Here is a 25860-nt window from a genome sequence, read left to right on the forward strand (position 1 = left end):
TCAGTAGGTTTTGTAGCCAAGGAACTTGCCGCTCATGACGATGCTGACGCGGTCGCCGGCCGCGTTCGGCTCGCGCTGCAGGTCCATCTTGAAGTCGATGGCGCTCATGATGCCGTCGCCGAACTCCTCGTGGATCAGCTCCTTGAAGGTCGTGCCGTAGACGCTGATCAGCTCGTAGAAGCGGTAGATCAGCGGGTCGGTGGGCACGCTGGTCGGCAGGCTCCCCTTGTAGGGCACGACCTTGAGCCACTGCGTCTCACACTCGGTCAGGTCGAAGAACTTGGCCAGCTTGGCCGCCTGCTCTTCGTTGAAGGTCATCTGGCCGAGGCAGCCGGCGGTGACCCACTCCTTGCTGAGGCCGAGCTCAGTGGCCACGTCGGCCCACTTGATGCCTTTGGCAACCTTGGTGGCGATGATTTTTTCGGTGACTTCGAGGCGGCTCATGCTTGGCTCCTGAGGGTGGTGAGTGAGGGGTCTAGGGGAATGACTTCAGCGGTCTGCAAACCGGGGCACACCTCGGGCGGTTGCTCCGGCGCTCGCCCGTGGGACAGCGTGGCGCTGCGCTCGACGAGGAAATCGACGAGGTGGTTGCGGATCCGATAGAACTGCGGGTCGTGGTGCAGCGAGGCGCGCTGGCGGTCACGGCTCATCGTGTTGATGACGATCTCGGCCACGCGGGCCTGCGGGCCGTTGGCCATCAGCAGGATGCGGTCGGCGAGAAGAATCGCTTCGTCCACGTCATGCGTGATCATGAAGACGGTCTGGCGCGTGGCGGCGCAAATCTTCAGCAACTCGTCCTGGATGGTGCCGCGTGTCAGCGCGTCGAGCGCGCCGAAGGGCTCGTCCAGCAGCAGCATGCGCGGCTCGATGGCGAAGGCGCGGGCGATGCCCACGCGCTGCTTCATGCCGCCGGACAGCTGGCTGGGCTTCTTGTCCAGCGCGGGCGTGAGACCAACGAGGGCGACGTATTTCTCGACCTGCGCATCGACCTCGACGCGCTTCCAGTCGGGCCATTTGCTGCGCACCGCGAAGGCGATGTTCTGGCGCACCGTCAGCCACGGCATCAACGCATGGCCCTGGAACACGACACCGCGCTCCAGCCCGGGCGCATTCACCTCGCGCTTGGCCATGAAGACATGGCCCTCGCTGGCCTGCTCCAGCCCGGCCAGCACGTTGAGGATGGTCGTCTTGCCGCAGCCGCTGTGGCCGATGATGCAGACGAACTCGCCTTCGGTCAGTGTGAAGTTGACGTGATCGAAGACGGTCGCGTCGCCATAGCGCTTGGCCAGGCCTTGCACCTGAACGAGTTCAGTCGACATAGGTGATGGCCTTCTGGGCGCGGGCGAATAGCAGGTCCAGCGCCATGCCGACGAGGCCGATGACGAGGATGGCGAAGATGACGTTGGGCAGGCTGAGGTTGTTCCACTCGTTCCAGACGAAGTAGCCGATGCCCGTGCCGCCGACCAGCATCTCGGCCGCGACGATGACGAGCCAGGCGATGCCCATGCTGATACGCATGCCCGTCAGGATGGTGGGCGCCGCCGCGGGCAGGATGACCTCGAAGGCACGGCGCAGCGGGCTCACCTCCAGCGTGCGCGCCACGTTCAGCCACTCGCGCCGCACGCCGGCCACGCCGAAGGCGGTGTTGATCAGCATCGGCCACAGGCTGCAGATGAAGATCACGAAGATGCCGCTCGCCGCCGAGTCCTTGATCGTGTAGAGCGCCAGCGGCATCCACGCGAGCGGCGAGATGGGCTTGAGCACCTGGATGAACGGATCGAGCGCGCGGTAGATCAGCGGGCTCATGCCGATGACGAAGCCCAGTGGGATGGCGACCAGCGCCGCGAGCAGATAGCCCAGCCCCACGCGACCCAGCGAATAGGCCAGCTGCAGGCCGATGCCCTTGTCGTTGGGGCCGCGGTCGTAGAAGGGCTCGGACAGGTGGTGAACGACCGTGCGGCCCATCTGCGCCAGCGTCGGGAAGCCGCTCTTCGCGGCCACCGGCGTTGCGTCCACCGGCTTGCCCATCAGCTTGGCGTATTCGATCTGCTCGGGCGTCATGGCCGCCGTGGGCGCGGCGCTTGCGCCGCTGCCCAGCGTGGCCAGATGCCACAGGCCGAGCAGGCAGCCAAGCAGCAGCAGAGACAGCAGGCCGGCGCGGAAAGCAAGCGAGGGCTTCATGTGCGTTTGATCGCGAAGCTATTGATGTAGGCGTCCGGCTTCGTCGGATCGAACTCCTTGCCCATCACCTTGAACTTCGGGTAGCCGCCGCTCTTGTCCTCCGGCACGGCCTGGTCGAGCGCCTTCATCTGCTTGCGCGCATCGGTCAGCAGGAAGACCTTCTCGGCGATCTGCTTGTAGTTCACGTCGCCCTTCAGATAGCCCCAGCGCTTCATCTGCGTGAGCATCCACACGGCCATGCTCTGCCAGGGCATGGGGTCGAAATCGGCACGGTCCGGCACGACCTTGACGTTGCCCAGGCCATCGGCGAACTTGCCCGTCAGCACTTGGGCGATGACGGTCTCGGGTTGGTTCAGATAGGCCTGCGGCGCGATGACCTTGGCGATCAGTTCGCGGTTCTTGGCTTCGCGGGCCATGGCCGCGGCGGTCAGCACCGCGCGGTACAGCGCGATGAAGGTGTTGGGGTTCTTCTGGATGAACTCCGTGCTCGTGCCGAAGGCGCAGCAGGGGTGGCCGTTCCACAGCTCCTTGGTCAGCAGGTGGATGAAGCCCACCTCCTCGTACACGGCGCGTTGGTTGAACGGGTCCGGGCCCAGGAAGCCGTCGATGTTGCCGGCGCGCAGGTTGGCCACCATCTCGGGCGGCGGCACCACGCGGATCTGGATGTCGCGGTCCGGGTCCAGCCCCGCTTCCGCCACGTAGTAGCGCAGCAGGAAGTTGTGCATCGAATACTCGAAGGGCACTGCGAACTTGAAGCCCTTCCAGCTCGCCGGGTCGCGCTTGTCCTTGTGCTTGACGCTCAGCGTGATGGCCTGGCCGTTGGTGTTCTGGATGGTGGCCACGTTCATCGACGTGGCCGGCGCGCCCAGGCCCAGGCTGATCGCCAGCGGCATCGGCGACAGGAAGTGCGTCGCGTCGTACTCCTTGTTGATCATCTTGTCGCGGATGAGCGCCCAGCCCGCCGTCTTCACCACCTCCACGTTCAGTCCCTGCTTGGCATAGAAGCCGAGCGGATGCGCCATGATCAGCGGCGTGGCGCAGGTGATGGGAATGAAGCCGATCTTCAGGTCCTTCTTCTCCAGCGAGCCTTGACCGCCCTGCGCCATGGCCTGCAACGAGGCGATGGGCAGCACGCTGCCGATGGCGGCCATTGCGGTGTTGCGACCGACAGCCCTCAGGAAGCGGCGGCGCAGTGCGTCCTGCGGGAACAGCGCCTTCACGAGCGAGGCCTCGACGAAGCTGGCGGACTCGGCCTCGAAGTCGGCCGTTTCGCTGCGTGCGCGCAGTTCGGCAGCAGCATGGTCAGCAGCGCTGGCGTGCTGGCCGCAGGCGCAATGCATCAGCAAAGGCCGGTCGGCGTCGTAGGGATCGTGGGTCATCGAGTGCTCCTCAGGATGGGAGCGACTCTAGGAATCAGTGCGTCGTTGCGGAATCGTGGGGGACGGCGAGTTTTTGTAGGGCTGGAACTACCAGGGAAAACCTGGGTCTGCAGCGGTTGGCGGCGGCGGGGCGAGAGCCAGCGCCGCTGGCATCATCAGGCGTCAACGCACGGCAGAGAACTTGTAAGTGCGAGCCGCTTTTGCCGGAAATTTAATGCTGTATGGAATGCAGTGGAACGGGAGACTTTTTGTGTTGATTCAAGCACTTGCCTGCGCTGCAATGCGCCGATCTAGAGCGCAGCGCGCCTGCCTAGGCAGCGCCGCCTGTCTCCACAGAACACGTTAAACCTCATGACGCCCCAACAGAAGAAGCAACTGAGCTACGCCAAGGACCGCCGGAATACATACGGCGAGAACAGCAAGTCTTCGCGGAAGAACATTCCGTTGTCGAAAGCACTGGACATTCGGTCCGAGCGTCGTGCACAAGATTCGGCGCTGGCAAAAGCGGTTGTGGCAACGAACATCGATCAACTGGATGTGGCCGAGAACACTATGCGGGCAACCAAACCGCGGCAATGGCGCAAGTCGCCCGATGAGCCGCTGGGGCAAGTGCTCATTTCGAAGAACAAGCGGTCGGCGAAGAATGAGGTTTAACCTTTTGCTGCAGCGGACGGCTTCGCCGCCCGCTGAGCGCGAACGTTAAGCAAAGGAGTGCACTTGGATTCACTGCTAGCACCAATTGCAGGAGCCCTAAAGGAAAATCTCCTCGAATGGGAAGATCCTGATATAACAGCCTACAAGCTCGGTATCTGCCTTGGCCTTTTTCAGCCAGATGACGGTAGTTATGATCAATTTCGTGAGTACAAGGGTGTGCTCTGTACAGATAATGCAGCAAGTATGTTTCTGTATGAGACCATTGACAGACTTGTTGTGCTTGGACTGCTGGAAGCCGATAAAGAAAAATATAAGTATCGTTGGAATCCAGGCTCAGAGGATCGATTGCTTGCCTAACCGCGCTACAGGGACTTCCCGGTTAATCACGCCTTTGCTGTTTTCCCATCAAGACTTGCATTCGATTTGATGCAGCGCCACAGAGAACAGACTGCACATCATCTACAGGCGGCCTTGTTGCACTCGGGATTCGGTTTGGGCCCAGATACCAACCGCTCAGCAGGGCTCCATTCACTCGCCGCCGTCGCCACAATTGGCGCGGCACCCGGTTAGTCGAGCTTGCCTGCTGCCGGTCTGACCTGTGAATTGCATCTTCGAACGCACGTCTACCGGAAGAACTTGTTCGTCGGGGAATGCGTTCAGGCCTGCGCCAGGACCGGTATCGGCGGCACTTCGCCAGGCTTGACCGACACGTAATTCGGATCGAACTCTCGCCCTTTGGCGAGCAGCGCCCAGACGATGCGCGCGTTCTTGTTGGCCAGCGCCACCACCGCCTTTTGCCAGCCCACGCGGGCGAGCAACTGCACCAGCCACTGCGAGATCTTGTCGCTGCGTTTATGCGCGGTCATCACGGCCGACTTGGCGCCCTGGATCAGCTCGTGGGGTGAGCGTAGTGAACCCCAACACGATCAGCGCCTCCGCGTCTGTTGGGGTTCAGTACCCACACCCGGTGATTGCCGCGACGGCACGCAGTGTGCTTGTGTGCCGGCATGGATCGAACTTCAACAGAACCGCCCGTTCACACCTGGCTTGATGACGGCCATGCACTAATAGCGGGCTCATTGTTCGTCGCCTTGGGCCTCACCATGTTTGCACATGCCGGCCTGCTGACGGGCGGGGTCGCGGGAGTTGCCTTCCTCGCCAGCTACACCAGCGGCCTCAGTCTGGCGCTGTGCTTCTTCGCCTTCAGCCTGCCGTTCTTCCTGCTGTCCTGGCAGCGCCTCGGCAGAGAGTTCACGCTCAAAAGCCTCCTTGCCGTCTCGCTGGTTTCCGCCTGTACGGCGTTGGCACCCAGGGTGGTCCGCTTCGAGTTCCTGAACCCTTGGGTGGCCGCGGTACTTGGTGGCTTTCTCGTCGGATTCGGCCTCCTGGCCCTGCTTCGTCATCAGGCGAGCGTCGGCGGCGTCAATATCGTGGCGCAGTGGCTCCAGCAAACCAAGGGTCTGAGTGCAGGAAAGATTCAGATGTCGGTCGATGTCCTGGTCGTGCTTGCAGCGCTTTTCACCGTGCCGCCCGTTCGGGTTCTGCAGTCAGTCGTTGGCGCCGTGGCCATCGGCGCCATCCTCACACTGAACCACAAACCCGGCAGGTATCTGGGCGTGTAGACAGAGCGCCATCCCCGGCTTCACCGTGTCGACGTACCCGACCGGGACGCCGCCCACCACTGGGCCGCCAAGATCGCCGCCGCTTGCCGCTGCGCGCAGGACGTGCGCGAGTTCATGCCGCTGCCGCCGGAGGTGGCGGCCCGCCTGAGCAAGGCTTGAACGCGCGCGCCCCTCAGGGCGCCGCAATGCCGTCGATTCGGTCCAGGCGGACGACGATGTGGCCGTGCTGCTGGTTGCGCAGTTCCACCCAGCGGCCCGGCTCGATGCGCGTCACGGCGCCCGAGATCGCCTGCCCGTTCACATAGAGCGTGATGCCGCGCTTGTCCTGCAGCGCTGCGTTGAGCGCCTGCTCGATGCCTTGCTCGGCATCCGCCGCATGGGCCAGGCCCGAAGTGAAGGCGAAAGCGACAACGAGTGCGGCAAGCACATGGCGAGCAGAGGATGCTTGGAAAGCTTGTGAAGGCATGACGGTCTCCTGGAACTAAGGCATCGCACTGTGCCTGCCGCCTGTCGCGCGGCGGTTTCAGGCCGGACGGGCGTTTGTTTCGTTTGTTCATGTGCCCACGAGGGCCGTTGACGACCGCGATGCCGGAGGGGCCAGTCGCAATGCTGGACTGACGCTCGCATCCCCCCGCGGCAATCCTCAACCGAGAGGACACCGAGCCATCGCGCCGCCTTCTAGGGGTTGCCGGGCCACCGGGGCGGGCGGAGCCTCGAACCGTCGACTGCAAAGGAGCCGCGATGACACTTGCCGCTTGGAGATGCCTGCTGGCCGCCGTGCTGGCGACTGCCCTGCATTCGGCGCGAGCCGACGTTGTCACGGACTGGAACGTCACGGCGCTCGGCCTCACGGCGTCCAGCACGCCGCAAGTCGAGATGCGTGCCTTGGCTCTCACGCACGTCGCCATGTTCGACGCCGTCAACGCCATCACGCGCACGCACCAGGCCTACATGAGTCCCGCCCCCGCGGCACCGGCCGGCGCATCGGCCGAGGCGGCGGCGGCATCGGCGGCACATGCGGTGCTGGCGTCGATCTACCCGCTGCAAAAGCCTGCACTCGACGCCGCGTTGCAGGCGTCGCTTGCCAAGCTGCCCGATGGCGCCGGCAAGAGCGATGGCAGCGCCCTGGGCCGCCAGGTCGCCGAGCAATGCATCGCCATGCGCAGCAGCGACGGCTGGAACGCCCGCGTCGTCTACACGCCAGCCACCGCCCGAGGCAGTTGGCAGCCGGCGCCGCCCTCGATGGGCGGCTTTGCCTCGATCCACTGGGCCGAGGTCAAGCCCTTCTTCCTCAAATCAGCGGCGGAAGTGACGGCGCCCGGCCCGTTGGCGATTGACAGTGTGCAATACGCCAAGGAACTCGACGAGGTGAGGCGCCTGGGCGGGCGCAACTCCACCGAGCGAACTGCCGACCAGACGGCGGCGGCCATCTTCACGCTGATAAACGGCGGCCAGATGTGGAACGCCGCCGCGCGCGCCGCCGCCACCGCCAAGGGCACGTCGACGCCGGAGAACGCCCGGATCTTCGCCATCATCAACATGGCCGCGCTCGACGCCGTGATCGCCAGCTGGGAGGTCAAGCGCAAGATGGGCACCTGGCGCCCGGTGACGGCCATCCGCGCCGCTTCGAGCAATGCGGACCCGACCTGGGAGCCGTTGATCAACACGCCGCCGCACCCGGACTACCTCTCCGGCCATTCGGCGACGTCAGGCGCCTGGTCCAGGTCGCTCCAACTGCTGTTCGGCAACGACGGCGTGCCCTTCAGCGCCACCTTCAACAACGCGCTGACGCGTCATTTCAGCAGCTTCTCCCAGGCGGCGACGGAGATCGAGAATGCCCGGATCTGGGCAGGCATTCACACCCGCACGGCTGATGAGCACGCCACGGCTCTCGGCCGGAAGGTCGCGGAACTGGCCGTGCAGCGAGGAATGCAGAAGCTGCCGTGAAGCGATCCCCGCGGCTTGAATGAGCGCGATGAGCGCGCACTCGCTTGAGGCGATCAGCACTGTGACCAGGATCAGCGACCCGCGCCCGCCGCACGCGTGATCTGCACCTGCACCTCGCCCACGCCGGCAAACACATGCCGCGACTGCTGGCCGATGCGGATGTCGTGCACGCCGGTGATCATGCCGGTCGAGATGACGTCGCCGGCGCGCAGGATCTCGCCCTGCTGGGCACGCTTGTTCAGCGTGAAGGCCAGCGCGCCGAGAGGCCCTGGCTTGATGGCGACCTTGCCGGTGCCGACCGACTGGCCATCGATGAAGGTCTCCACATCGATGGTTTCCAGCTCGCGCCAGTTGGCGATCTCTGCACCGACGACGACGCCCCAGTTGTTGCCGAAGTCGGAGATGACGGCCCCCGGGCCGATGTCGTTCAGCGTCGCCAGCGGGCTGCTAGCGACTTCCACACCGATGTGCATGGACTTGACGAGCGGGGCGACGGTGTCGGCCGTCCAGTCGGCTTTGCCTGCCGGCGCATCGGCCGCGACGACGATGACGACTTCCGCCTCGACCGCCGCAAAGCCGCCTTCGAAGACCGGACATTGCGCGGCAACACCTTGCGCCACGTGGTGGACGTTGGCGGCAAAGGCGGGCCCGATGAGGCGCTCTTCAGGGAACTGCGCCGCGAATGCTGGGTTCACGCGGGCGACCTTCCAGCCCTTGACCGCATCGGGCCAGCGCGCGATGGCGGCGGCCTGGATGGCATAGGCCTCGGCCAGCGTTGCGGGCGGCGTGCCGGGGTAGGCTTCGATCGCAAGGCCGGCGGCGCGGGCTGCGGTGAAGGCTTCGGCGATTTGCTGGGTGGCGCTCATGAAGTTCTTTCTGTGCGCCGACCGGCGCGGTGATGCATGCGGTCGGCAATGTACCGCGCAAAACGAAACATGGTTTCACTTCTCGGGAGAGCGGTCCTATCCCGCCTGCTCCATGCGCACCGCGAACAGCGCCAGCTCGACATCATTGCGCACGCCGATCTTCTCCAGCACCCGGGCGCGGTAGGTGGACACGGTATTGGGCGAGAGCACCAGCTGTTCGGCGATCTCGCCCACGCTGCGGCCGGCCGCCAGCAGCTTGAAGACCTGGTATTCGCGGTGCGACAGCAGTTCGTGCAGCGGCTGCGTGTCGTCCGCCTGCCGGCCACCCGGCCCACCCGCGCCGATGGCGCCGGCCAGCTGCTCGGCCACGCTGGGCGTGATGAAGAGCTTGCCGCGGGCGACGCTGCGCACCGCGTCGATCATCTGTTCGCTGTCCGCGCTCTTGTTCAGGTAGCCGGCCGCGCCGAGCTTCAAGCTGCGCACGGCGTACTGGCGGTCCGGGTAGGTAGACAGCATCAGCACTGGCAGGCGCGGAAACTCGGACTTCAGCGCCTTCAGGATGTCCAGGCCGTCGCGCTGGGGCATGGCGATATCCAGCAGCACGACGTCGACCCCACCGATGCGCACCCGCTGGATGGCGTCGGGCCCGTTGGCGGCCTCACCGACCACTTGCACGTCCTCGGCTTCAGCCAGCACCTGCTTGATGCCTTGGCGGACGATCAGGTGGTCGTCGCAGATCAACACACGGATCATTTGTCCTCCACGGGCCGAGCGCCGGGCCGCTCCCAAGCCGGCCCGTCCGGGCGATGTGCTTGCCGGTCAATCCGGCAAGCATCGCCGCCCCCCCGGGGGCTGAGGCCGGACATAACGCGCCCAGTGGGCGCGTTGTGCCTGCCGAAGCGCTGCGGCCACWGGCCGCAGCGCGGTCCCGGCCAAGGTATTCCTTGGACGAGGGGCTTCATGCTTGCTCCAACGGCATGACGAGCCTGACGGTGGTGCCCCGCCCTGGAAAACTCTCGATGCCCACTCGCCCGCCAAAATGTCCCGCCCGCTCGCGCATGCCCAGCACGCCGTAGCTGCGCGCATCGTTGAGCGCCTCGGGCGCGGCGCCCACGCCATCGTCGCGCACCTGCAGGTAGAGCACCGGCCCCGGCGGCGCGTCCACGTCGAGGCGGATGGCCACGTGCCGCGCCCGCGCATGCCGGGCGATGTTGGACAGCACCTCCTGGAAGATGCGGAACACCGCGATGGCCAGGCCCCCTTCCGGCGGAACCACGTCGGCGGCCACGTGCATCTTGAAGTCGACCTGGCGCTCGTCGCTGCCAGCCAGCTCGAACTCCTGGGCCTGCCACTCCAGCGCCGCCCACAGGCCCTGGTGGTCCAGGATGCTGGGGCGCAGGTCCGTGATGATGCGGCCGACCGAGTCGACAGCGGTGTCCACCAGGCTGCCCATGCGCTGGCACTTGTCCACCATAGGCTCGCGCTGCGCCGCATCGCCCACGCGGCGGGCCAGCCAGTCCAGGTCCATCTTCAGCGCGACGAGCAGCGAGCCGAGTTCGTCATGGATCTCGCGGGCGATGCGCTTGCGCTCGGTCTCGCGCACGGCCTCCAGGTGGTGGGCCAGCTCGCGCAGCTCGGCGGTGCGCCCGGCCACGCGCTGCTCCAACTCGTCGTGGCTGGCGCGCAGCAGCGCCTCGGCCTGGCGGCGCGCCGAGATGTCAACGAAGGTGACGACGGCGCCCTGCACCTCCCCGGCCTCGATGACGGGATAGCTCGAATATTCGGCGGGGAAAGCGCTGCCGTCGGCCCGCCACAGCACCTCGTCGTCAATGCGGCAGGGCTCGCCACGGCGAAAGGCGTTGAAGATGGGGCAGTCGCACTCCGGATAGTGGGCACCACTTTCTCGCGAGTGGTGGATCAGCTCATGCATGTTGCGACCCAGCACCTGTTCCGTGCGCCAGCCCAGGGCCTCGCAGGCGGCACGGTTGACGAAGGTGCAGCAGCCGGCCATGTCGATGCCGAAGATGCCTTCACCCGTGCTTTCCAGCAGCAGCGAGGCGGTCGAGGGGTGGTCAAGGGCAAACGGCATGCTCATGAGATTAGCAAGCAGCGCGCCACTCAATGCCTTGGAACGAATAAGGAAATAAGAAAACTGTCCTTCCGCGAATAAGAGACTTTGGGCACCCTCTCGGCTTTCGTTCACCCGACGGCCCAGTCATGCCCCCTTTCCTGCCCACCCGCCGTGCCCTGGTCGCGCTGATGGCCGCCACGGCTGCCCTGCCCGCCTTGGCCTCGGACGCGACGCTGCTCAATGTCTCCTACGACGTCGCCCGCGAGCTCTACAAGCAGATCAACCCGGCCTTCGTTGCCGCGCAGAAGGCCAAGGGCCAGGCCGTGACCGTCAACCAGAGCCACGGCGGCTCCAGCAAGCAGATCGGTGCCGTCATCGGCGGCCTGGAGGCCGACGTCGTCACGATGAACCAGGCCACTGACGTCGACCAGCTCGCCAGCGCCGGCCTGACGCCGGCCGACTGGCGCAGCCGCTTCCCGAACAACGCGGCGCCCTATTCGTCGACCATGACCTTCCTCGTGCGCAAGGGGAACCCCAAGGGCATCAAGGACTGGAGCGACCTGGCCCGCCCTGGCGTGCAGGTCATCATCCCCAACCCCAAGGTCACCGGCAACGGCCGCTACAGCTATCTGGCCATCTGGGGCAGCGTCATCGCCACCGGCGGCAGCGAGGCCCAGGCCAAGGAGCTGGTGACCAAGGTGCTGACCAATGTGCCGGTGCTGGACGGTGGCGGCCGCGGCGCAACGACGACCTTCACGCAGCGCGGCATCGGTGACGTGCTCGTCACCTTCGAGGCCGAGGTCGAACTGATCGAGAACGAGTTCGGCAAGGGCCAGTTCGAGCAGGTCAACCCCAGCATCTCCATCGAGACCGACGCGCCGGTGGCCATCGTCGACAAGGTCGCGGCCAAGAAAGGCAGCGCGGCACTGGCCAAGGCCTACCTCGACTTCCACTGGAGCCCGGAAGGCCAGGAAATCATCGCCAAGAACAACTTCCGTCCGCGCGACCCGGCCATCTTCAAGAAGCACGCACAACGCTTCGCCAACATCAAGCTGTTCACGGTGGACCAGACGCTGGGCGGCTGGGCGAAGGTCAGCAAGCAGCATTTCGCCGACGGCGGCAGCTTCGACCAGGTGATGGCGGGGATCAAGCGTTGAACGCAGCGACTCCCACGGCCGACCTTGCGCGGGCCGGCCGGCCTGCCCGCGCGTCTTTCACGCGCCGCCGCGTGCTGCCCGGCTTCGCACCGACACTGGGCTTCACGCTGTTCTATCTGTCGCTGATCGTGCTGGTGCCGCTGGCAGCGGTCTTCCTGAAGTCCTCGGGCCACGGCTTCGACGCCTTCTGGGCCGCCGCCACCGCGCCGCGCGTGATGGCCTCCTACCGCCTGAGCTTCGGCGCGTCCCTGATCGCCGCGCTCATCAACCTCTTCTTCGGCCTCATCCTGGCCTGGTGCATCGTGCGCTATGAGTTCCCGGGCAAGAAGCTGGTCGACGCCCTCATCGACCTGCCCTTCGCCCTGCCCACGGCCGTCGCCGGCATCGCCTTGACGGCGCTGTACGCACCCAACGGCTGGGTCGGCGCCCTCTTCGCCAAGTACGACATCAAGATCGCCTTCACGCCGCTGGGCATCCTGCTGGCGCTGATCTTCATCGGCCTGCCCTTCATCGTGCGCACGGTGCAGCCGGTGCTGGAGGACATGGAGACCGAGTTGGAAGAAGCCGCGGCATCACTCGGCGCCCAGCGCTGGACGACCTTCCGCTATGTCGTGTTGCCCACGCTGCTGCCCGCCTTGCTGACCGGCTTCGCGCTGGCCTTCGCGCGCGCCGTCGGCGAGTACGGCTCGGTGATCTTCATCGCCGGCAACATCCCCATGGTCAGCGAGATCACGCCGCTGATGATCATTGCCAAGCTGGAGCAGTACGACTACGTGGGCGCCACGGCGATCGCGGCCGTCATGCTGATCGTCAGCTTTGTGCTGCTGCTGGCCATCAACGGCCTGCAGGCCTGGAGTTCGCGCCGGGGAGGAAAGCGATGAGCACGGCTTTGCACCTCGCACCACCGCGTGCTCGCGCCAAGTATCAGGACAACCCGGCCACGCGCGAATCGCCCGCGGTGCGTTTCACGCTGCTGGCGCTAGGCCTGACCTTCTTCGCCGTCTTCCTGCTGCTGCCGCTGGTGGCCGTGTTCACCGAGGCGCTGCGCAAGGGCTGGGAGGTGTACTTCGCGTCCATCGCCGAAGAGGAAACCTTCTCCGCCATCAAACTGACGCTGATCGCCACGGCCATCGCGGTGCCGTTGAACCTGGTGTTCGGCCTGAGCGCGTCGTGGCTGATCGCCAAGCATGAGTTCCGCGGCAAGCAGTTGCTGATCACGTTGATCGACCTGCCCTTCTCGGTCTCACCCGTCGTGGCCGGCCTGATGTATGTGCTGATCTTCGGCGCCCAGGGCTGGTTCGGCCCCTGGCTGCAGGCTCACGACGTGAAGATCATCTTCGCCGTGCCTGGCATCGTGCTGGCGACCGTCTTCGTGACCTTCCCCTTCGTCGCCCGCGAGCTGATCCCGCTGATGCAGGCGCAAGGGCGCGACGAGGAAGAGGCGGCCACTGTGCTCGGCGCCAGCGGCTGGCAGACCTTCCGCCGCGTCACGCTGCCCAACATCAAGTGGGGCCTGCTGTACGGCGTCATCCTGTGCAATGCACGCGCCATGGGCGAGTTCGGCGCGGTGTCGGTCGTCTCTGGCCACATTCGCGGCCTGACCAACACGCTGCCTTTGCACGTCGAGATCCTCTACAACGAATACCAGTTCGCGGCCGCCTTCGCCGTGGCCTCACTGCTCGCGCTGCTGGCGCTGGTGACACTGGTGATCAAGCAATTCATCGAGTGGCGCGCCAGCCAGTCGTCGCACGGGAGCGAATGATGGGTATCCAGGTTCAGAACATCCACAAGAGCTTCGGCAACTTCACCGCCTTGGGTGACGTGTCGCTGGAATTCCCGACCGGCGAGCTGGTGGCTCTGCTCGGCCCGTCGGGCTGCGGCAAGACGACGCTGCTGCGCATCATTGCTGGTCTGGAGCAGGCCGACCGCGGGCGCGTGCTGCTGGACGGCCAGGACGCTTCCGACACGCATGTGCGCGAGCGCCAGGTCGGCTTCGTGTTCCAGCATTACGCGCTGTTCCGCCACATGACGGTGTTCGACAACGTCGCGTTCGGCCTGCGCGTGAAGCCCAGGAAGCAGCGCCTGCCCGAGACCGAGATCAGGAAACGCGTGACCGAGCTGCTCAAGCTCGTGCAGCTGGACTGGCTGGGCGACCGCTTCCCGCCTCAGCTCTCGGGCGGCCAGCGCCAGCGCATCGCCCTGGCCCGCGCTCTGGCCGTGGAGCCGCGCGTGCTGCTGCTGGACGAACCCTTCGGCGCGCTCGACGCCAAGGTGCGCAAGGAACTGCGCCGCTGGCTGCGCCGCCTGCACGACGAGCTGCACATCACCAGCATCTTCGTCACGCACGATCAGGATGAAGCCCTGGAAGTCGCCGACCGCATCGTGCTGATGGACCACGGCCGCGTCGAGCAGGTTGGCACGCCGCAGGAGGTCTACGAGCGCCCAGCCACGCCTTTCGTCTACGGTTTCCTTGGCGCGGTCAACCGCTTCGTCGGCCACTCACGCGGCGGTGTGCTGCACATGGGCGAGCACCAGTTGCCGCACCAGGGCGCGCATGGTGACGGCGAAGTGCAGGCCTATGCACGGCCGCATGAACTGCAGATCCTGACCGACGAGTCGGCGCACGGCTTGTCGGCCACCGTGGAGCGCGTGCTGTCCTTCGGCGCGAGCGCGCGTGTCGAGCTGATCGGCCCGGATGGCCAGCCGCTGGAGGCAGAGCTGACGCGCGAGGAGGCAGACACGTTGCGGCTGCAAGGCGGGCAGCGCGTGAAGCTGAGCGCGGCACGGTTGAGTCTGTTCGAGGCCGGCGCGGGCATCTAGGGGGTCACCCCCGCCGGCTGTCCGCTTGCTGGTCGGGTTTGCGTCCGTCCAGGCAAGGGTCAGCGTCGACGAAGTCCGCCGGCGGGCCCTGCCAGGAGCCCGCCATGCCCATCCCCGCCCTGCAGCGCCGCCTGATCGGCCTCGCCGCCCTCGCCGTCCTCGGCGTCTACCACCTCACCCGGCCTGCTCACGCCTGTGGGCTTCCGCGCCCTGCATCGGCTGTCGTGCCCGAGTCCGCTGCCAGTGCCGCCAAACGCCGAAACGACACGGCGCTGCGGTTCGATCCGCCCGCAGCCGGGAAGCTGCGTCCGACCCGGGCCGATTACGAGGACTGCATCGATCACCCTTCACTCGACGGCCTGGTCACCGATTGCTCAGCGCTGCTGCCCGAAACGCCAGCCAAGCCCGCGCGCCCGGCCAAGGCCCGCTGAGCCGCGCCGCACCCGGCTGGCATATTCGGCCCGCGCATGCGCTGCTGCGCATTGCTTCCTTCCTTGATCGCAGGGCGCTGACCACACTGGGGGTTCCACTGTTCAAGGAACACCCAATGAGCATCACCGCCATCAACGTGCGCAACCAGTTCCGCGGCACGATCAAGGAAATCATCGAAGGCCCGGTCGTCTCCGAGGTCGACGTCCTCACCCGCAACGGCGACATCGTCACTTCGGTCATCACGACACGCTCGGTCAAGGACCTGGGCCTGGAGGTCGGCCGCGAGGTCGTCGCCCTGGTCAAGTCCACCGAAGTGTCGATCGCGACGCTGTAAGCCATGGCCTACCAGCCGCCGCGCGTTCTCATCATCCCGGGCCTGAACGACAGCGGCTCGGCGCATTGGCAAACCTGGCTGCAGGGGCAGTACCGCGACGCCCGCCGCGTCACGCAGCGCGACCCGAGCAAACCCGAGTTGGAGCGCTGGGCCGAGCGCATTCAGCGCACGCTGGAAGTGGCGGGTGAAGGGGAATGGCTGGCCGTGGCCCACAGCTTCGGCTGCCTGGCGCTGGCGCGCCACCTGGCTGACCACCCTGACTCCCCCATTCGCGAGGCCCTTTTCGTTGCCCCGGCCGAGCCTGACAAGTTCGGCATCGCCGAGTCGCTGCCCCACCATCGCCTGCCGCGCCGCTCGCGGCTGATCGCCAGCAGCACTGACCCGTGGATGAGCGCCGCCAGCGCCGCGCGTTGGGCGCACCGTTGGGGAGCGAGTTACAGCAATCTCGGCCCGGTCGGGCACATCAATGCCGAGGCCGGCTTCGGGCCCCTGCCGCTGGCCAAGAGCTGGATCGAAGCGGCCCGGGCGCGCGCCGCTGCCGAGCAGCGGCCGCGCCATGCCGAGTTCCGCGAGTGGGCCTTTGCCATCTGAAGTGGCGGCTCGGCAGCCGAGAGTTCAACAGCCGTGGACGAGGAACTCGACCCGCCGGTCGAGCGCGTCGGACAGGTCGTCGCGGCCGTTGCCGATCAGCGCCTGCCTGGAGCCGACGCCACTGCTGGCCAGTCGCGGCGTCAGCTTGGGTGCCACCCGCTTCAACTCGCCCGCGACCATCTCCGCGCGCATCAGCGAAATCCTTTCGTTCACCGGCTCGGCGCCGCTTGCGCTCGTGTGGCCGACCACGTCCAGGCAACTCGGCCGCGCCGCAGCACGGCGGCCGATCTCGCCCATCCACATCGCATAAGGCAACGCCGTGGTGCCCGGCGGCGACCAGATCGCCGCGGTGCCGGGCTTGAACAGCACCTTCACGCCCAGCCGCTTCTGGTCGAGCCCTTGCTCGACGATGTCGCCGAAGGCCTTGGCCGCCGCCGACCGCTGGCCGAGCCGCATCCGCGTGAGGTACAGCCCGGTGTGCACGCGCAACTGGTTGCCGCCGGGGCTGGCCAGCGCCGTCTCGAACAGCGTGGCGGCTTGCGCATAGCGCTTGGCGGCATAGGCCTCGCTGGCCTCAGCGATGGTCGCAGCCGTCACGATGCGGTCGATGTACAGCGGGTGGATGGCGTCGCCGGGCTTGGTGCCTTGACAGGTGCGCACATAGCCGGTGGTGGCATCGTCCGGCGCCCAAGCCGGTGAATCGGCGAACAGCGGCAACGGCGTCGTGTCTACGCCCTCGGGCAGCGCGAAGGCCAGGCCTTTGCTGACCAGCTTGCCGGTCTTCAGGTCCGCCAGGGCCAGGCAGATCCGGAAGGCTTCGCGCCTGCCCTCGCTCTTGCGCTCGGCATTCACGCCGGTGAAGGTCCCGGTCAGGATCAGCGGCCCGCGCACGACGTTGACCGGGTTGAACGGCTTGACGTTGTAGCGCGGGTACTGCTGGCCGATCAGCTTGACCAGTTGCGCGCCCAGCGTCTGCGTGGCATTCGATTGAAGCCCGGTCACACCGTCCACCAGAGGGTCGATCACCAGCTCCCGGGCCTCGGCCGGCTGCGCATCGGCGAGCAAAGCCGTGGCGGCGCGCAGCACGGCGGCATCGAACGGCAGCGTGGGGGGTGGCACCGGCGCCGGCGGCGGTGCAGGCACGGCGGCCGGGACCGGCGCTGCCGCGGGGGCCGTGGCAGGGCCGGGGGCACCGCAAGCGCCCAAAAGGCTCATGAGGCTCACGGCAGCCAACACCGCCAGCCGCCAGCCGGCCCTGGCCGGTCGGACCTGGAAGACAAAACTGCCGCGTCTGATTCGATGCTGTGTCATGGCGCGCTCGCGTCGGGCCTCGGGAGCCGCAAGCGTATCGCGCCTGCGCGCCCTAGCCGAGCGTTGACTTGAATACCGCCAGCGTCCTCTCCCAGGCCAGCTGCGCCGCCGCGGGGTCGTAGCGTGGCGTCGTGTCGTTGTTGAAGCCGTGCTGGGTGCCGGCGTAAACGAACTGCTCGTAGCGCACACCCGCCGCCTTCAATGCGGCCTCATAAGCCGGCCAGCTGGCGTTGACGCGCTCGTCGTTGCCGGCGTAGTGCAGCAGCAGCCGCGCCTTGATGCGCGGCACGTCTTCCAGCGCCGGTGCGGCGCCGTAGAAGGGCACGGCCACGGCGAGCTCGGGCACCTGCGTGGCCACATGGTTGGCCAGCGAGCCCCCCCAGCAGAAGCCGACCACGCCGACCTTGCCATTGGCATCCGGCAGCGCCAGCAGCCCGCGAGCAGCGGCGACGATGTCTGCACGCGTCTTGCCGGCGTCGAGCTTGCCGAAGAGCTCGCGCGCCTTGTCCTCGTCGCCCGGGTAGCCGCCCAGCGGCGCCAGTGCGTCGGGCGCATAGGCCGCGTAGCCGGCGAGCGCGACACGGCGGGCGATGTCCTCGATGTGCGGGTTCAGGCCGCGGTTCTCATGCACGACGAGCACGGCGGGCAGCTTGCCCGCGGCACTTGCCGGCTTGGCCAGATAGCCCTGCACCTTGCCATTGCCCTGCGGCGAGTCGAAGGCCTGGCGGCGCGTCACCAGGCGCGGGTCATCTGGCTTGACTTGCTGGGCCGCGGCGAAATTGGGGCTGAGTGTGGCCAACAGCGCAGCGGCACCAGCCGGGCCACCGGCAAAGCTGGCGGCCTGCTCAAGAAACCCGCGCCGGCTCAGGTCGCCGTGCACGTAGCGATCGAACAAGGCCCAGGCCTGGGTCGGAATGGCTTCCTTATGCATGCATTGACTCCTTGGATGCCGGCCAACTGTAGGCGTACCAAAACCGCCTGACACCACCACGAAGTGCATAACGATATGGCGAATGGTTCGACGACAGAAGTGATCGCTGTTTGCAGAATCGCCTCGCATGAACTTCCAGCAACTCCGTTCCGTCCGCGAAGCCCAGCGCCGCGGCTTCAACCTGACCGAAGTCGCGCAGGCCCTGCACACTTCGCAACCCGGCGTCAGCCGCCAGATCCGCGAGTTGGAAGAGGAGCTCGGCATCGAGCTCTTCGTGCGCGTGGGCAAGCGCCTCACAGGGCTGACCGAGCCGGGCGAGCACGTGCTGCCCGTCATCGAGCGACTGCTGCTGGAAGCCGAGAACCTCAAGCGCGCGGCCGATGACTTCGCCCAGGCGGGCAGCGGCCGCCTGCGCATTGCGGCCACGCACAGCCAGGCGCGCTACGCGCTGCCGCCCGCCGTGCGCGACTTCCGCGCTCATCACCCCGACGTCAGCCTGCATCTGCAGCAGGGCTCGCCCCAGCAGATCGCCCGCCTGCTTCTCGATGGCGAGGCGGACGTGGGCATCGCCACCGAGGCACTGGCCCAGTACCCCGAACTCGTCGCCCTGCCCTGCTACCGCTGGACGCACTCGGTCGTCGTGCCGCCCGACCACCCGCTGCTCGATGGCCCGCTGACGCTGGCCCGCCTGGCCCAATTTCCCATCGTCACCTACGAGCCCGGCTACACCGGCCGCTCCCACATCGACGAGGCCTTTGCCGCGGCCCAGTTGCAGCCCCACATCGTGCTGAGCGCGATGGATGCCGACGTCATCAAGACCTATGTGGAGCTGGGCCTGGGCGTGGGAATCGTCGCGGCCATCGCCTTCGACGAGGAGCGCGACCGCCATCTGCGTGCCATCGATGCCCGCCATCTGTTCGAGGACAACATGACGCGCCTGGCCGTGCGGCGCAGCGCCTATCTGCGCGACTACATCTACGAGTTCATCCAGACCTTTGCTTCGCCGCTCAAGCGCGAGGTCGTCGATGCGGCCCGCCACGAGCTGCCGACCGTGGCGGCTGAACCCGTGCTGGCCTGGTCGAAAGCCGCATGAGCTTGCGCGCTCTTCTTCTTTGCCCGCTCCTGCCCTGATCCCTAGAGTGAACCGCCTTACCCCTAACTCAAACACCATGCGCCGCCTTCTCACCGCCCTCTCCTTCGCTCTCGCCGCCACCGGCGCCTTTGCGCAGACCTCGCTGCTGAACGTCTCCTACGACCCGACGCGGGAGCTCTACCAGGACTTCAACAAGGCCTTCGCCGCGCAGTGGAAGGCCAAGACCGGCGAGACCGTCAGCGTGAAGGCCTCGCATGGCGGCTCGGGCAAGCAGGCCCGTGCCGTCATCGACGGGCTGGAGGCCGACGTCGTCACGCTGGCGCTGGCCTATGACATCGACGCCATCGCCGACCACAAGCTGCTGCCACTGGACTGGCAGAAGAAGCTGCCCAACAACGCCAGCCCCTACACCTCGACCATCGTCTTCCTGGTGCGCAAGGGCAACCCGAAGAAGATCAGCAACTGGCCCGACCTGGCCCGCAGCGGCGTCGACGTCATCACCCCCAACCCCAAGACCAGCGGCGGGGCGCGCTGGAACTACCTGGCGGCCTGGGGCTATGCGCTGAAGAACGGCGGCACGCCCGACTCGGCCAAGGACTTCGTCAAGCGCATCTACGCCAACACCAAGGTGCTGGACTCGGGCGCACGCGGCTCGACGACGACGTTTGTCGAGCGCGGCATCGGCGACGTGCTGATCGCCTGGGAGAACGAGGCCTACCTGGCCGTCAAGGAGCTCGGCCCGGACAAGTTCGAGATCGTCACGCCCAGCGTGTCCATCCTGGCCGAGCCGCCGGTGGCCATCGTCGACAAGGTCGTCGACAAGCGCGGCACGCGCAAGCAGGCCGAGGCCTATCTGAACTACCTCTACAGCCCCGAGGGCCAGGAGATCGCGGCCAAGAACTACTACCGCCCGCGTGACGCCAAGGTCGCTGCCAAGTACGCCAAGCAGTTCGGGCCGGTCAAGCTCTTCACCCTCGACGAGTACTTCGGCAACTGGCGCCAGGCCCAGAAGGCCCACTTCGACGATGGCGGCGTGTTCGACCAGATCTACGCGCCGGGTTCGAAGTAAGCGCACCAAGTCGGTCAGAAGCGCATGTGGTCGACCACCTCCGGTGGGTAGTGGCGCAGATAGGCCCGCCGGAGCGCCCCTTCGGCGACGGCCCGCTCGAACATCTGCACCAGCAGCACCAGGTCGGCGGCGTCGAGATTGCGCCTGGCCAGATAGACACCGTTCTCCATCAGCGGCAGGGTCTCCAGCAGCTCGATGCGAAAAGCCGTCTGCGACAGCGGCATCCGTGGCGCCAGGTCCAGGGCACCCTGGCCGGTCACGTGGGGCAGCAGCGTGAAGTCGGCGCGGCCCGCTCGCAACATGCGGCTGAGCGCCTCGATGTCGGGCACGATGTCGGCGCGTTTGTCCGCCAGCAATTGGTCGACGAAATCGCCATAGGCCTGCCCGAAGTAGTAGCCACGCACGAAGATGCCGCGCAAGCTCTTGTCGGCCAACAGCCGACTCAGGTCGGCCGGCACCGGCGCGTGCGTGCGTAGCGTCGCCACGGCCACGCCCTGGCGACTCAAGGGTACGAAGAGATGGGTCTGATCGCGCTCGGGTTTGCGCAATGCCGGCAAATAGAGATCGCCATCCTGCGCCTCGAACACCGTTCGCGCGGCGCGCGCGCGGGGCACGACGCTGAACCGGAACTCGCAGCCAAGCAGCGCGCCGCGCTCGCGCAGCAGTTCCGGCAGCACGCCCTCGACGCGCTCATCTTCGACGAACACCAGCCGTCCCGCTGGCGACACCGGCACGTCAATCGCACGCGAACAACCCGCCTCGGCAGCCGGAGCGAACAACCCGGCTACCGCAAGCACCAGCCCTACCCTGAGCGGAACTCGACGACCGCTTTGCATGCGCAAACAGTAACGGCTGCGTGCGTTGACAGCAAGCCCGGCAAGTCCAGGGCCATGCATCCGCTGCACGCCGGGTGGCCGGTGAGCCGCCCGGCGCTGCCCAACGATGCTCAGCGGCGTCGACGCTGCCAGGTCACCCCGCCCAGTGCGGCCATGCCGGCCAGCAACAGAGCCGACGGCGTTGGCTCCGGCACGGCCGCGGTCGTCAGCGTCACGTCGTCAATGAAGCTGGCCGCCGCAATGTGGCGGGCACCGGTGTCTGGCATGTCTTCGAAATAGCACCGCCTCGACACAAAGGGCGGCAAGGACGCGGTCCAAGACCACAAACCAGCAACATGACGGCGGCCGACAGACACATTAGGGGGGCGGCGCGTCTGCTAGCCTGCCGGGGTCAACGCCGGGCCGCGACCGACCGTTGGCCCGGACTCAGCCCGAAAGGCCCGCCCGCCATGACAGCCTTGCCCCGTCTCGCGCTTTGCACCGCCGCATTGCTGGCCGGCTGCGCCGCTGCGCCAATCCAGGCGCCCACGGTGGGCAGCCACAGCGCAGCCGCCGACACGCTGTGGTTGGATCGCTTGAGTTGGGGCGCCAGCAGCGCCGATCTCAGCCAGGTCCGCCGCCAGGGCCGCGAGGTCTGGCTGGAAGCCCAGCTCCAGCCTCGCATCCCGGGCGCACTGCCAGAAGCCGCTCAGGCGCAAATCCAGGCTCTCGCCGTCACCCAGCAGCCGTTGTTGCCCCTGGTGCAGCAGATGGAAGCCCAGCGCAAGGCCGCCGATGCACTGACCGACGACATGGCCAAGGCGGAGGCGCAGAAGAACTACCAGCAGGCTCTGACCAAGCTGGCCCGCGAGGCGTCGACGCGCCAGCTGCTGAATGCCCTGTACTCGCCCAACCAGGTCCAGGAGCAGATGACCTGGTTCTGGTTCAACCATTTCAACGTCCACCAGTACAAGAGCAACCTGCGCGTCATGGTGGGCGACTACGAGCAGGGCCTGCGCGAACGCGCGCTCGGGCGCTTTCGCGACCTGCTCGGCTACACGGCCCACCACCCGGCCATGCTGCGCTACCTCGACAACGAGCAGAACGCCGCCAACCGCATCAACGAGAACTACGCCCGCGAGCTGCTGGAGCTGCACACCCTGGGCGTGGGCGGTGGCTATAGCCAGAAGGATGTGCAGGAGCTGGCCCGCGTGCTGACCGGGCTGGGCGTGAACCTGACCGACAACAAACCCAAGCTCAAGCCCGCGCAGGAGGCGCAATACCGCCGAGACGGGCTGATGGAGTTCAACCCGGCGCGGCACGATTTCGGCGACAAGCAACTGCTCGGCATCGCCGTCAAGGGTCAGGGCGAAGCCGAACTGGACCAGGTGCTGGACCTGCTGGCCAAACACCCGAGCACGGCCCACTTCGTGTCGCGCAAGCTGGCCCAGTACTTCGTCGCCGACGAGCCGCCGCCGGCGCTGGTGGAGCGCATGGCGGAGCGCTGGCAGCAGAGCGATGGCCGCATCGCCGAGGTGCTGCGTGCCATGGTGGGCTCGCCCGAGTTCGAGGCGTCCCTGGGCCGCAAGTTCAAGGACCCGACGCATTACGTCGTCTCAGCCGTGCGCCTGGCCTATGCCGACAAGGTGGTGCTGAACACCGGCCCCATGATCGGCTGGCTCTACCGCCTCGGCCAGGCGCCCTACAACCGCCAGACGCCCGATGGCTATGCACTCGACGAAAGCGCCTGGGCGGGGCCCGGCCAGATGACGACGCGCTTCGAGATCGCGCGCGCCATCGGCAGCGGCAGCGCGGGCCTCTTCAAGGTCGAGGGCGAGCCCAAGGACAGGCCAGCCTTCCCGCAGATCGCCCACCCGCTGTACTACGAGGGCATCGCCCCGCGCCTGGCCGCCGCCACGCAGCAGGCGCTGGGTCAGGCCACGTCGCCACAGGAATGGAACACCTACCTGCTGGCCTCCCCCGACTTCATGAACAGGTGACGCCATGAACCGACGCCTTTTGCTCCAGCTCGGCCTCGCTGGCCTTGGTACGGCCGCCCTGCCCACGCAACTGTGGGCCGCAGCAGCCGACACGCCGCGCCTGCTGGTCGTCTTCCTGCGCGGTGCCTATGACGCGGCCAACCTGCTGGTGCCCACCTCATCCAGCTTCTACTACGAGGCCCGGCCCAACATCGCCATCGCCAAGACGGCCGCGCTGCCGCTGGACGCGAGTTGGGGCCTGTCGCCCGCGGTGGCCGACAGCATCCACCCACTTTGGCTCAAGGGCCAGGCCGCCTTCGTGCCCTTTGCCGGCACCAACGACACGACGCGCAGCCATTTCGAGACCCAGGACCACATCGAGCTGGGCCAGGCCGACGAGGGTTCACGTGACTTCCGCAGCGGCTTCATGAACCGGCTGGCCGGCGTACTGGGTGCGGGCTCGCCCGTCAGTTCGAGGTTGGAAGCCATGGCCTTCACCGACCAGGTGCCGCTGATCCTGCGTGGCAACCTGCCCGTGGCCAACCAGGCACTGCGCGACCTCGGCAAGCCGGCCATCAATGCCGCCCAGGCCCAGGTCATCGCCAGCATGTACGCCGGCACACGCATGGCCAACACGGTCAGCGGCGGCTTCGAGGTGCGCGACGAGGTGTCACGCGAAATGGCCGGTGAAATGGAAGCGGCCAGCCGCGGTGCCATTGCCGCCAAGGGCTTTGCGCTCGAAGCACGGCGCATCGCACGGCTGATGCGCGAACGCGTGACGCTGGGTTTCATCGACGTCGGCGGCTGGGACACCCATGTGGGCCAGGGCGGTGCGACCGGCCAGCTTGCCACCAAGCTCGGTGAGCTCGGCCGCGGCCTGGCGCTGTTTGCCGACGAGATGGGCCCGCAGTGGAACAACACCGTGGTGGTGGTGGTCAGCGAGTTTGGCCGCACCTTCCGCGAGAACGGCAACCGCGGCACCGACCATGGCCACGGCAGCGCCTACTGGGTGCTGGGCGGCGGCGTGAAGGGCGGGCAGGTGATGGGCGAACAGGTGGAGGTCAAGGCCGCCACGCTGTTCCAGAACCGCGACTACCCGGTGCTCAACGAGTACCGGGCGCTATTTGGCGGCCTGTTCAAGCGTATGTACGGCCTGAACGACGCGCAGCTGGCCGCCGTCTTTCCCGGGGCCAGCGCGCGCGATCTGGGCCTGGTTTAAGCCTTGCTCAGTCGGGCGGCAACCGTCTTGATGCGCTCGCCGAAGGCCTTGGCCGTGGCGAAGTCGCCCGCGGCCATTTCGTCCGTGGAGGCGTCGCTGGGCGAGACCGTCATCAGGCCGCCGAAGGACGCGACGTAGTTGATGTCGTCGCGCGTCGAAGCCTTCTTGTTGGCCGGCATCATGCCCGTGCCCACCCACAGCATGGAGTGCTGCTGGCTCAGCGTGAAGAAGTAGTGCAGCGTCGACAGCTTGTCGCCGTTCATCGAAGCGCTGTTCGTGAAGCCGGCGGCCAGCTTGTCCTTCCAGCCCTGGCCGAACCAGACCTTGCTGGATGCGTCGGCAAACTTCTTGAACTGCCAGCTGGCCGCGCCCATGTAGGTGGGGGAACCGAAGACGATGGCGTCGGCCGCGGCCAGCGCTTCCCAGTCTGCGTCCTTCAAATTGCCTTCGGCGTCGATGGCGATGAGCTGGGCGCCCGCGCTCTCGGCAACGGTCTCGGCGATGCGCTTGGTGTGGCCGTAGCCGGAGTGGTAGACGACAACGATCTTGCTCATGGAGGAATTCCTCTGTGGGTGGGGGATAAGAAACTCAGGCTGCCAGGTCGAAGACGAGGACCTCGGCATCATGGCCGGCCGTCAAGGCGAGGCGCGATGTTTCGCGAATCTGCAAGGCATCACCGGTTGCCAGGTCTTGTCCATTCACGCTGAGCGCGCCGCGCACGAGGTGCACATAGGCAAGGCGACCGGGCGCCAGCTCAAGTTCCGCTTGCTCGGCGCCATCGAACAGGCCCGCATACAGCTTGGCATCGGCATGGATGGTCACCGAGCCTTGCGAGCCGTCGTTGGCCGCGACGAGACGCAGCCGGCCGCGCTTGGAGCCGGCGTCGAAGTGCTTCTGCTCATAGCTCGGCGCGATGCCGCGGGCATCTGGCTGGATCCAGATCTGCAGGAAGTGCGTCGTTTCGTCCTTGGCATGGTTGAACTCGCTGTGCATCACGCCGGTACCGGCGCTCATCCGCTGCACATCGCCAGGGCGGATGACACCAGCGTTCGCACCACCGGCCTCGCCGTTACCCATGCTGTCCTTGTGCGCCAGTTCGCCGGAGAGCACGTAGCTGATGATCTCCATGTCGCGATGGCCGTGCGTGCCGAAGCCCTTGCCAGCAGCGACCTTGTCCTCGTTGATGACGCGCAGCGGCCCGAAGCCCATGCGGGCCGGGTCGTAGTAGTCGGCAAAGGAGAAGCTGTGGAAGGACTTCAGCCAGCCGTGGTCGGCGTAGCCGCGGTCACTGGACTTGATCAGTTGCATCACTGGGTTTTGCATGCTGGCTCCTTGCTTGTTGGCGATGGAGTCAATGTAGGAGCGACCGTCGTATCCGGGAGTCGGCCT

General features: G+C 66.7%; 29 protein-coding genes and 1 pseudogene. 15 read left to right on the forward strand and 15 right to left on the reverse strand.

All coding sequences use genetic code 11. The features are described from left to right. Genes cynS through AC1DW0_RS25920 form a run of 4 tightly spaced genes read right to left on the reverse strand, consistent with a single transcriptional unit; the run spans position 1 to position 3560 of the window. The gene (cynS, locus tag AC1DW0_RS25905; protein WP_477948860.1) at positions 1 to 444 is read right to left on the reverse strand and encodes a cyanase; all 444 of its coding nucleotides are present in this window, start codon (positions 442 to 444) and stop codon (positions 1 to 3) included. Continuing rightward, positions 441 to 1319, reverse strand: coding sequence for an ABC transporter ATP-binding protein (locus AC1DW0_RS25910; RefSeq protein ID WP_477948862.1), 879 nt, complete (start codon positions 1317 to 1319; stop codon positions 441 to 443). The genes cynS and AC1DW0_RS25910 overlap by 4 nt, the downstream gene beginning before the upstream one ends. Beyond that, positions 1309 to 2181 carry a nitrate ABC transporter permease gene (ntrB, locus tag AC1DW0_RS25915; RefSeq protein WP_477948864.1) on the reverse strand — a complete coding sequence of 291 codons (873 nt, stop codon included), beginning with the start codon at positions 2179 to 2181 and terminating at the stop codon, positions 1309 to 1311. Before ntrB ends, AC1DW0_RS25910 begins: the two co-directional genes overlap by 11 nt. Next, entirely contained in the window at positions 2178 to 3560 is a 1383-nt protein-coding gene (locus AC1DW0_RS25920) for a CmpA/NrtA family ABC transporter substrate-binding protein (protein WP_477948866.1), read from the reverse strand. Before AC1DW0_RS25920 ends, ntrB begins: the two co-directional genes overlap by 4 nt. Positions 3561 to 3911: 351 nt before the next feature. Between AC1DW0_RS25920 and AC1DW0_RS25925 the strand changes: the two genes are divergently transcribed. Both AC1DW0_RS25925 and AC1DW0_RS25930 read left to right on the forward strand, forming a co-directional pair. Next, complete coding sequence (locus tag AC1DW0_RS25925) at positions 3912 to 4214, forward strand: hypothetical protein (protein ID WP_056197579.1); 303 nt, start codon at positions 3912 to 3914, stop codon at positions 4212 to 4214. Between the two features lie 63 nt (positions 4215 to 4277). Then, positions 4278 to 4571 (forward strand): hypothetical protein, encoded by a 294-nt coding sequence (locus AC1DW0_RS25930; RefSeq protein ID WP_457393242.1) that lies wholly within the window; start codon positions 4278 to 4280, stop codon positions 4569 to 4571. Positions 4572 to 4870: 299 nt separating this feature from the next. On the opposite strand, the pseudogene AC1DW0_RS25935 reads toward AC1DW0_RS25930, so the two are convergent. Beyond that, a pseudogene (locus AC1DW0_RS25935) lies at positions 4871 to 5107 on the reverse strand (IS110 family transposase); the annotation flags it as partial. Positions 5108 to 5221: 114 nt separating this feature from the next. Between AC1DW0_RS25935 and AC1DW0_RS25940 the strand changes: the two are divergent. Further along, positions 5222 to 5836, forward strand: coding sequence for a YitT family protein (locus AC1DW0_RS25940; protein WP_056197583.1), 615 nt, complete (start codon positions 5222 to 5224; stop codon positions 5834 to 5836). Between the two features lie 172 nt (positions 5837 to 6008). Here the strand turns inward: AC1DW0_RS25940 and AC1DW0_RS25945 are convergent, their stop codons facing one another. Continuing rightward, a complete protein-coding gene (locus AC1DW0_RS25945) occupies positions 6009 to 6302 on the reverse strand; it encodes a hypothetical protein (RefSeq protein ID WP_157281612.1) in 294 nt (97 codons plus the stop codon). A 275-nt stretch (positions 6303 to 6577) separates the two neighbouring features. Between AC1DW0_RS25945 and AC1DW0_RS25950 the strand changes: the two genes are divergently transcribed. Next, positions 6578 to 7783, forward strand: a complete 1206-nt coding sequence (locus AC1DW0_RS25950; protein ID WP_056197587.1) for a vanadium-dependent haloperoxidase — start codon at positions 6578 to 6580, stop codon at positions 7781 to 7783. A gap of 71 nt (positions 7784 to 7854) precedes the next feature. On the opposite strand, the gene AC1DW0_RS25955 is transcribed toward AC1DW0_RS25950, so the two are convergent. The 3 genes from AC1DW0_RS25955 to AC1DW0_RS25965 form a co-directional block, all read right to left on the reverse strand. After that, complete coding sequence (locus AC1DW0_RS25955) at positions 7855 to 8649, reverse strand: hypothetical protein (RefSeq protein ID WP_457393235.1); 795 nt, start codon at positions 8647 to 8649, stop codon at positions 7855 to 7857. Positions 8650 to 8745: 96 nt separating this feature from the next. After that, positions 8746 to 9402: a response regulator gene (locus AC1DW0_RS25960; protein WP_477948870.1), complete on the reverse strand. Its 657-nt coding sequence runs from the start codon at positions 9400 to 9402 to the stop codon at positions 8746 to 8748. Positions 9403 to 9607: 205 nt separating this feature from the next. Further along, positions 9608 to 10738: a sensor histidine kinase gene (locus AC1DW0_RS25965; protein WP_477948872.1), complete on the reverse strand. Its 1131-nt coding sequence runs from the start codon at positions 10736 to 10738 to the stop codon at positions 9608 to 9610. A 128-nt stretch (positions 10739 to 10866) separates the two neighbouring features. On the opposite strand from AC1DW0_RS25965, the gene AC1DW0_RS25970 reads away from it, so the two are divergent. The 7 genes from AC1DW0_RS25970 to AC1DW0_RS26000 all read left to right on the forward strand — a co-directional run bounded on the left by AC1DW0_RS25970 (position 10867) and on the right by AC1DW0_RS26000 (position 16054). Further along, positions 10867 to 11877: a sulfate ABC transporter substrate-binding protein gene (locus tag AC1DW0_RS25970; protein ID WP_457393226.1), complete on the forward strand. Its 1011-nt coding sequence runs from the start codon at positions 10867 to 10869 to the stop codon at positions 11875 to 11877. A 71-nt stretch (positions 11878 to 11948) separates the two neighbouring features. Next, the gene (gene cysT / locus AC1DW0_RS25975; RefSeq protein ID WP_477948978.1) at positions 11949 to 12758 is read left to right on the forward strand and encodes a sulfate ABC transporter permease subunit CysT; all 810 of its coding nucleotides are present in this window, start codon (positions 11949 to 11951) and stop codon (positions 12756 to 12758) included. After that, on the forward strand, positions 12755 to 13639 hold the full coding sequence (gene cysW, locus AC1DW0_RS25980) for a sulfate ABC transporter permease subunit CysW (RefSeq protein ID WP_056197600.1): 885 nt from the start codon (positions 12755 to 12757) through the stop codon (positions 13637 to 13639). The genes cysT and cysW overlap by 4 nt, the downstream gene beginning before the upstream one ends. Continuing rightward, the gene (locus tag AC1DW0_RS25985; RefSeq protein ID WP_056199536.1) at positions 13639 to 14697 is read left to right on the forward strand and encodes a sulfate/molybdate ABC transporter ATP-binding protein; all 1059 of its coding nucleotides are present in this window, start codon (positions 13639 to 13641) and stop codon (positions 14695 to 14697) included. The genes cysW and AC1DW0_RS25985 overlap by 1 nt, the downstream gene beginning before the upstream one ends. A 104-nt stretch (positions 14698 to 14801) precedes the next feature. Then, a complete protein-coding gene (locus AC1DW0_RS25990) occupies positions 14802 to 15128 on the forward strand; it encodes a hypothetical protein (RefSeq protein ID WP_056197602.1) in 327 nt (108 codons plus the stop codon). 116 nt (positions 15129 to 15244) lie between these two features. Further along, entirely contained in the window at positions 15245 to 15463 is a 219-nt protein-coding gene (locus tag AC1DW0_RS25995) for a TOBE domain-containing protein (RefSeq protein ID WP_056197604.1), read from the forward strand. A gap of 3 nt (positions 15464 to 15466) precedes the next feature. After that, the gene (locus AC1DW0_RS26000; protein WP_457393220.1) at positions 15467 to 16054 is read left to right on the forward strand and encodes an RBBP9/YdeN family alpha/beta hydrolase; all 588 of its coding nucleotides are present in this window, start codon (positions 15467 to 15469) and stop codon (positions 16052 to 16054) included. Between the two features lie 24 nt (positions 16055 to 16078). On the opposite strand, the gene AC1DW0_RS26005 is transcribed toward AC1DW0_RS26000, so the two are convergent. Further along, positions 16079 to 17173: an OmpA family protein gene (locus tag AC1DW0_RS26005; protein WP_477948875.1), complete on the reverse strand. Its 1095-nt coding sequence runs from the start codon at positions 17171 to 17173 to the stop codon at positions 16079 to 16081. 244 nt (positions 17174 to 17417) lie between these two features. Continuing rightward, positions 17418 to 18296 carry a dienelactone hydrolase family protein gene (locus AC1DW0_RS26010; protein ID WP_477948877.1) on the reverse strand — a complete coding sequence of 293 codons (879 nt, stop codon included), beginning with the start codon at positions 18294 to 18296 and terminating at the stop codon, positions 17418 to 17420. Between the two features lie 127 nt (positions 18297 to 18423). Between AC1DW0_RS26010 and AC1DW0_RS26015 the strand changes: the two genes are divergently transcribed. Together AC1DW0_RS26015 and AC1DW0_RS26020 are read left to right on the forward strand one after the other, a co-directional pair. Beyond that, positions 18424 to 19389, forward strand: coding sequence for a CysB family HTH-type transcriptional regulator (locus AC1DW0_RS26015; protein WP_457322221.1), 966 nt, complete (start codon positions 18424 to 18426; stop codon positions 19387 to 19389). A 76-nt stretch (positions 19390 to 19465) separates the two neighbouring features. Then, positions 19466 to 20458, forward strand: a complete 993-nt coding sequence (locus AC1DW0_RS26020; protein ID WP_056197613.1) for a sulfate ABC transporter substrate-binding protein — start codon at positions 19466 to 19468, stop codon at positions 20456 to 20458. 14 nt (positions 20459 to 20472) lie between these two features. On the opposite strand, the gene AC1DW0_RS26025 is transcribed toward AC1DW0_RS26020, so the two are convergent. Beyond that, positions 20473 to 21165, reverse strand: a complete 693-nt coding sequence (locus tag AC1DW0_RS26025; protein ID WP_457322223.1) for a hypothetical protein — start codon at positions 21163 to 21165, stop codon at positions 20473 to 20475. Positions 21166 to 21404: 239 nt separating this feature from the next. Further along, positions 21405 to 21560 (reverse strand): PEP-CTERM sorting domain-containing protein, encoded by a 156-nt coding sequence (locus AC1DW0_RS26030; protein ID WP_457322225.1) that lies wholly within the window; start codon positions 21558 to 21560, stop codon positions 21405 to 21407. 183 nt (positions 21561 to 21743) lie between these two features. Between AC1DW0_RS26030 and AC1DW0_RS26035 the strand changes: the two genes are divergently transcribed. Together AC1DW0_RS26035 and AC1DW0_RS26040 are read left to right on the forward strand one after the other, a co-directional pair. Beyond that, complete coding sequence (locus AC1DW0_RS26035; protein WP_477948879.1) at positions 21744 to 23273, forward strand: DUF1800 domain-containing protein; 1530 nt, start codon at positions 21744 to 21746, stop codon at positions 23271 to 23273. 4 nt (positions 23274 to 23277) lie between these two features. Continuing rightward, positions 23278 to 24471 (forward strand): DUF1501 domain-containing protein, encoded by a 1194-nt coding sequence (locus AC1DW0_RS26040; protein WP_477948881.1) that lies wholly within the window; start codon positions 23278 to 23280, stop codon positions 24469 to 24471. Here AC1DW0_RS26040 and AC1DW0_RS26045 read toward each other — a convergent pair. Together AC1DW0_RS26045 and AC1DW0_RS26050 are read right to left on the reverse strand one after the other, a co-directional pair. After that, positions 24468 to 25025 carry a flavodoxin family protein gene (locus AC1DW0_RS26045; protein ID WP_056197620.1) on the reverse strand — a complete coding sequence of 186 codons (558 nt, stop codon included), beginning with the start codon at positions 25023 to 25025 and terminating at the stop codon, positions 24468 to 24470. The two genes, AC1DW0_RS26040 and AC1DW0_RS26045, sit on opposite strands and share 4 nt — an antisense overlap. Positions 25026 to 25059: 34 nt before the next feature. After that, positions 25060 to 25782: a pirin family protein gene (locus AC1DW0_RS26050; RefSeq protein WP_477948979.1), complete on the reverse strand. Its 723-nt coding sequence runs from the start codon at positions 25780 to 25782 to the stop codon at positions 25060 to 25062. Positions 25783 to 25860: the final 78 nt, after the last annotated feature.

The organism is Roseateles sp. P4_D2 (assembly GCF_056401875.1).

Bases quoted from the DNA above. Each gene is read 5' to 3' on its own strand.
- cynS (WP_477948860.1), bottom strand. From the start codon at position 444: ATGAGCCGCCTCGAAGTCACCGAAAAAATCATCGCCACCAAGGTTGCC.
- AC1DW0_RS25910 (WP_477948862.1), bottom strand. From the start codon at position 1,319: ATGTCGACTGAACTCGTTCAGGTGCAAGGCCTGGCCAAGCGCTATGGC.
- ntrB (WP_477948864.1), bottom strand. From the start codon at position 2,181: ATGAAGCCCTCGCTTGCTTTCCGCGCCGGCCTGCTGTCTCTGCTGCTG.
- AC1DW0_RS25920 (WP_477948866.1), bottom strand. From the start codon at position 3,560: ATGACCCACGATCCCTACGACGCCGACCGGCCTTTGCTGATGCATTGC.
- AC1DW0_RS25925 (WP_056197579.1), top strand. From the start codon at position 3,912: ATGACGCCCCAACAGAAGAAGCAACTGAGCTACGCCAAGGACCGCCGG.
- AC1DW0_RS25940 (WP_056197583.1), top strand. From the start codon at position 5,222: ATGGATCGAACTTCAACAGAACCGCCCGTTCACACCTGGCTTGATGAC.
- AC1DW0_RS25945 (WP_157281612.1), bottom strand. From the start codon at position 6,302: ATGCCTTCACAAGCTTTCCAAGCATCCTCTGCTCGCCATGTGCTTGCC.
- AC1DW0_RS25950 (WP_056197587.1), top strand. From the start codon at position 6,578: ATGACACTTGCCGCTTGGAGATGCCTGCTGGCCGCCGTGCTGGCGACT.
- AC1DW0_RS25955 (WP_457393235.1), bottom strand. From the start codon at position 8,649: ATGAGCGCCACCCAGCAAATCGCCGAAGCCTTCACCGCAGCCCGCGCC.
- AC1DW0_RS25960 (WP_477948870.1), bottom strand. From the start codon at position 9,402: ATGATCCGTGTGTTGATCTGCGACGACCACCTGATCGTCCGCCAAGGC.
- AC1DW0_RS25965 (WP_477948872.1), bottom strand. From the start codon at position 10,738: ATGCCGTTTGCCCTTGACCACCCCTCGACCGCCTCGCTGCTGCTGGAA.
- AC1DW0_RS25970 (WP_457393226.1), top strand. From the start codon at position 10,867: ATGCCCCCTTTCCTGCCCACCCGCCGTGCCCTGGTCGCGCTGATGGCC.
- cysW (WP_056197600.1), top strand. From the start codon at position 12,755: ATGAGCACGGCTTTGCACCTCGCACCACCGCGTGCTCGCGCCAAGTAT.
- AC1DW0_RS25985 (WP_056199536.1), top strand. From the start codon at position 13,639: ATGGGTATCCAGGTTCAGAACATCCACAAGAGCTTCGGCAACTTCACC.
- AC1DW0_RS25990 (WP_056197602.1), top strand. From the start codon at position 14,802: ATGCCCATCCCCGCCCTGCAGCGCCGCCTGATCGGCCTCGCCGCCCTC.
- AC1DW0_RS25995 (WP_056197604.1), top strand. From the start codon at position 15,245: ATGAGCATCACCGCCATCAACGTGCGCAACCAGTTCCGCGGCACGATC.
- AC1DW0_RS26000 (WP_457393220.1), top strand. From the start codon at position 15,467: ATGGCCTACCAGCCGCCGCGCGTTCTCATCATCCCGGGCCTGAACGAC.
- AC1DW0_RS26010 (WP_477948877.1), bottom strand. From the start codon at position 18,296: ATGCATAAGGAAGCCATTCCGACCCAGGCCTGGGCCTTGTTCGATCGC.
- AC1DW0_RS26015 (WP_457322221.1), top strand. From the start codon at position 18,424: ATGAACTTCCAGCAACTCCGTTCCGTCCGCGAAGCCCAGCGCCGCGGC.
- AC1DW0_RS26020 (WP_056197613.1), top strand. From the start codon at position 19,466: ATGCGCCGCCTTCTCACCGCCCTCTCCTTCGCTCTCGCCGCCACCGGC.
- AC1DW0_RS26030 (WP_457322225.1), bottom strand. From the start codon at position 21,560: ATGCCAGACACCGGTGCCCGCCACATTGCGGCGGCCAGCTTCATTGAC.
- AC1DW0_RS26035 (WP_477948879.1), top strand. From the start codon at position 21,744: ATGACAGCCTTGCCCCGTCTCGCGCTTTGCACCGCCGCATTGCTGGCC.
- AC1DW0_RS26040 (WP_477948881.1), top strand. From the start codon at position 23,278: ATGAACCGACGCCTTTTGCTCCAGCTCGGCCTCGCTGGCCTTGGTACG.
- AC1DW0_RS26045 (WP_056197620.1), bottom strand. From the start codon at position 25,025: ATGAGCAAGATCGTTGTCGTCTACCACTCCGGCTACGGCCACACCAAG.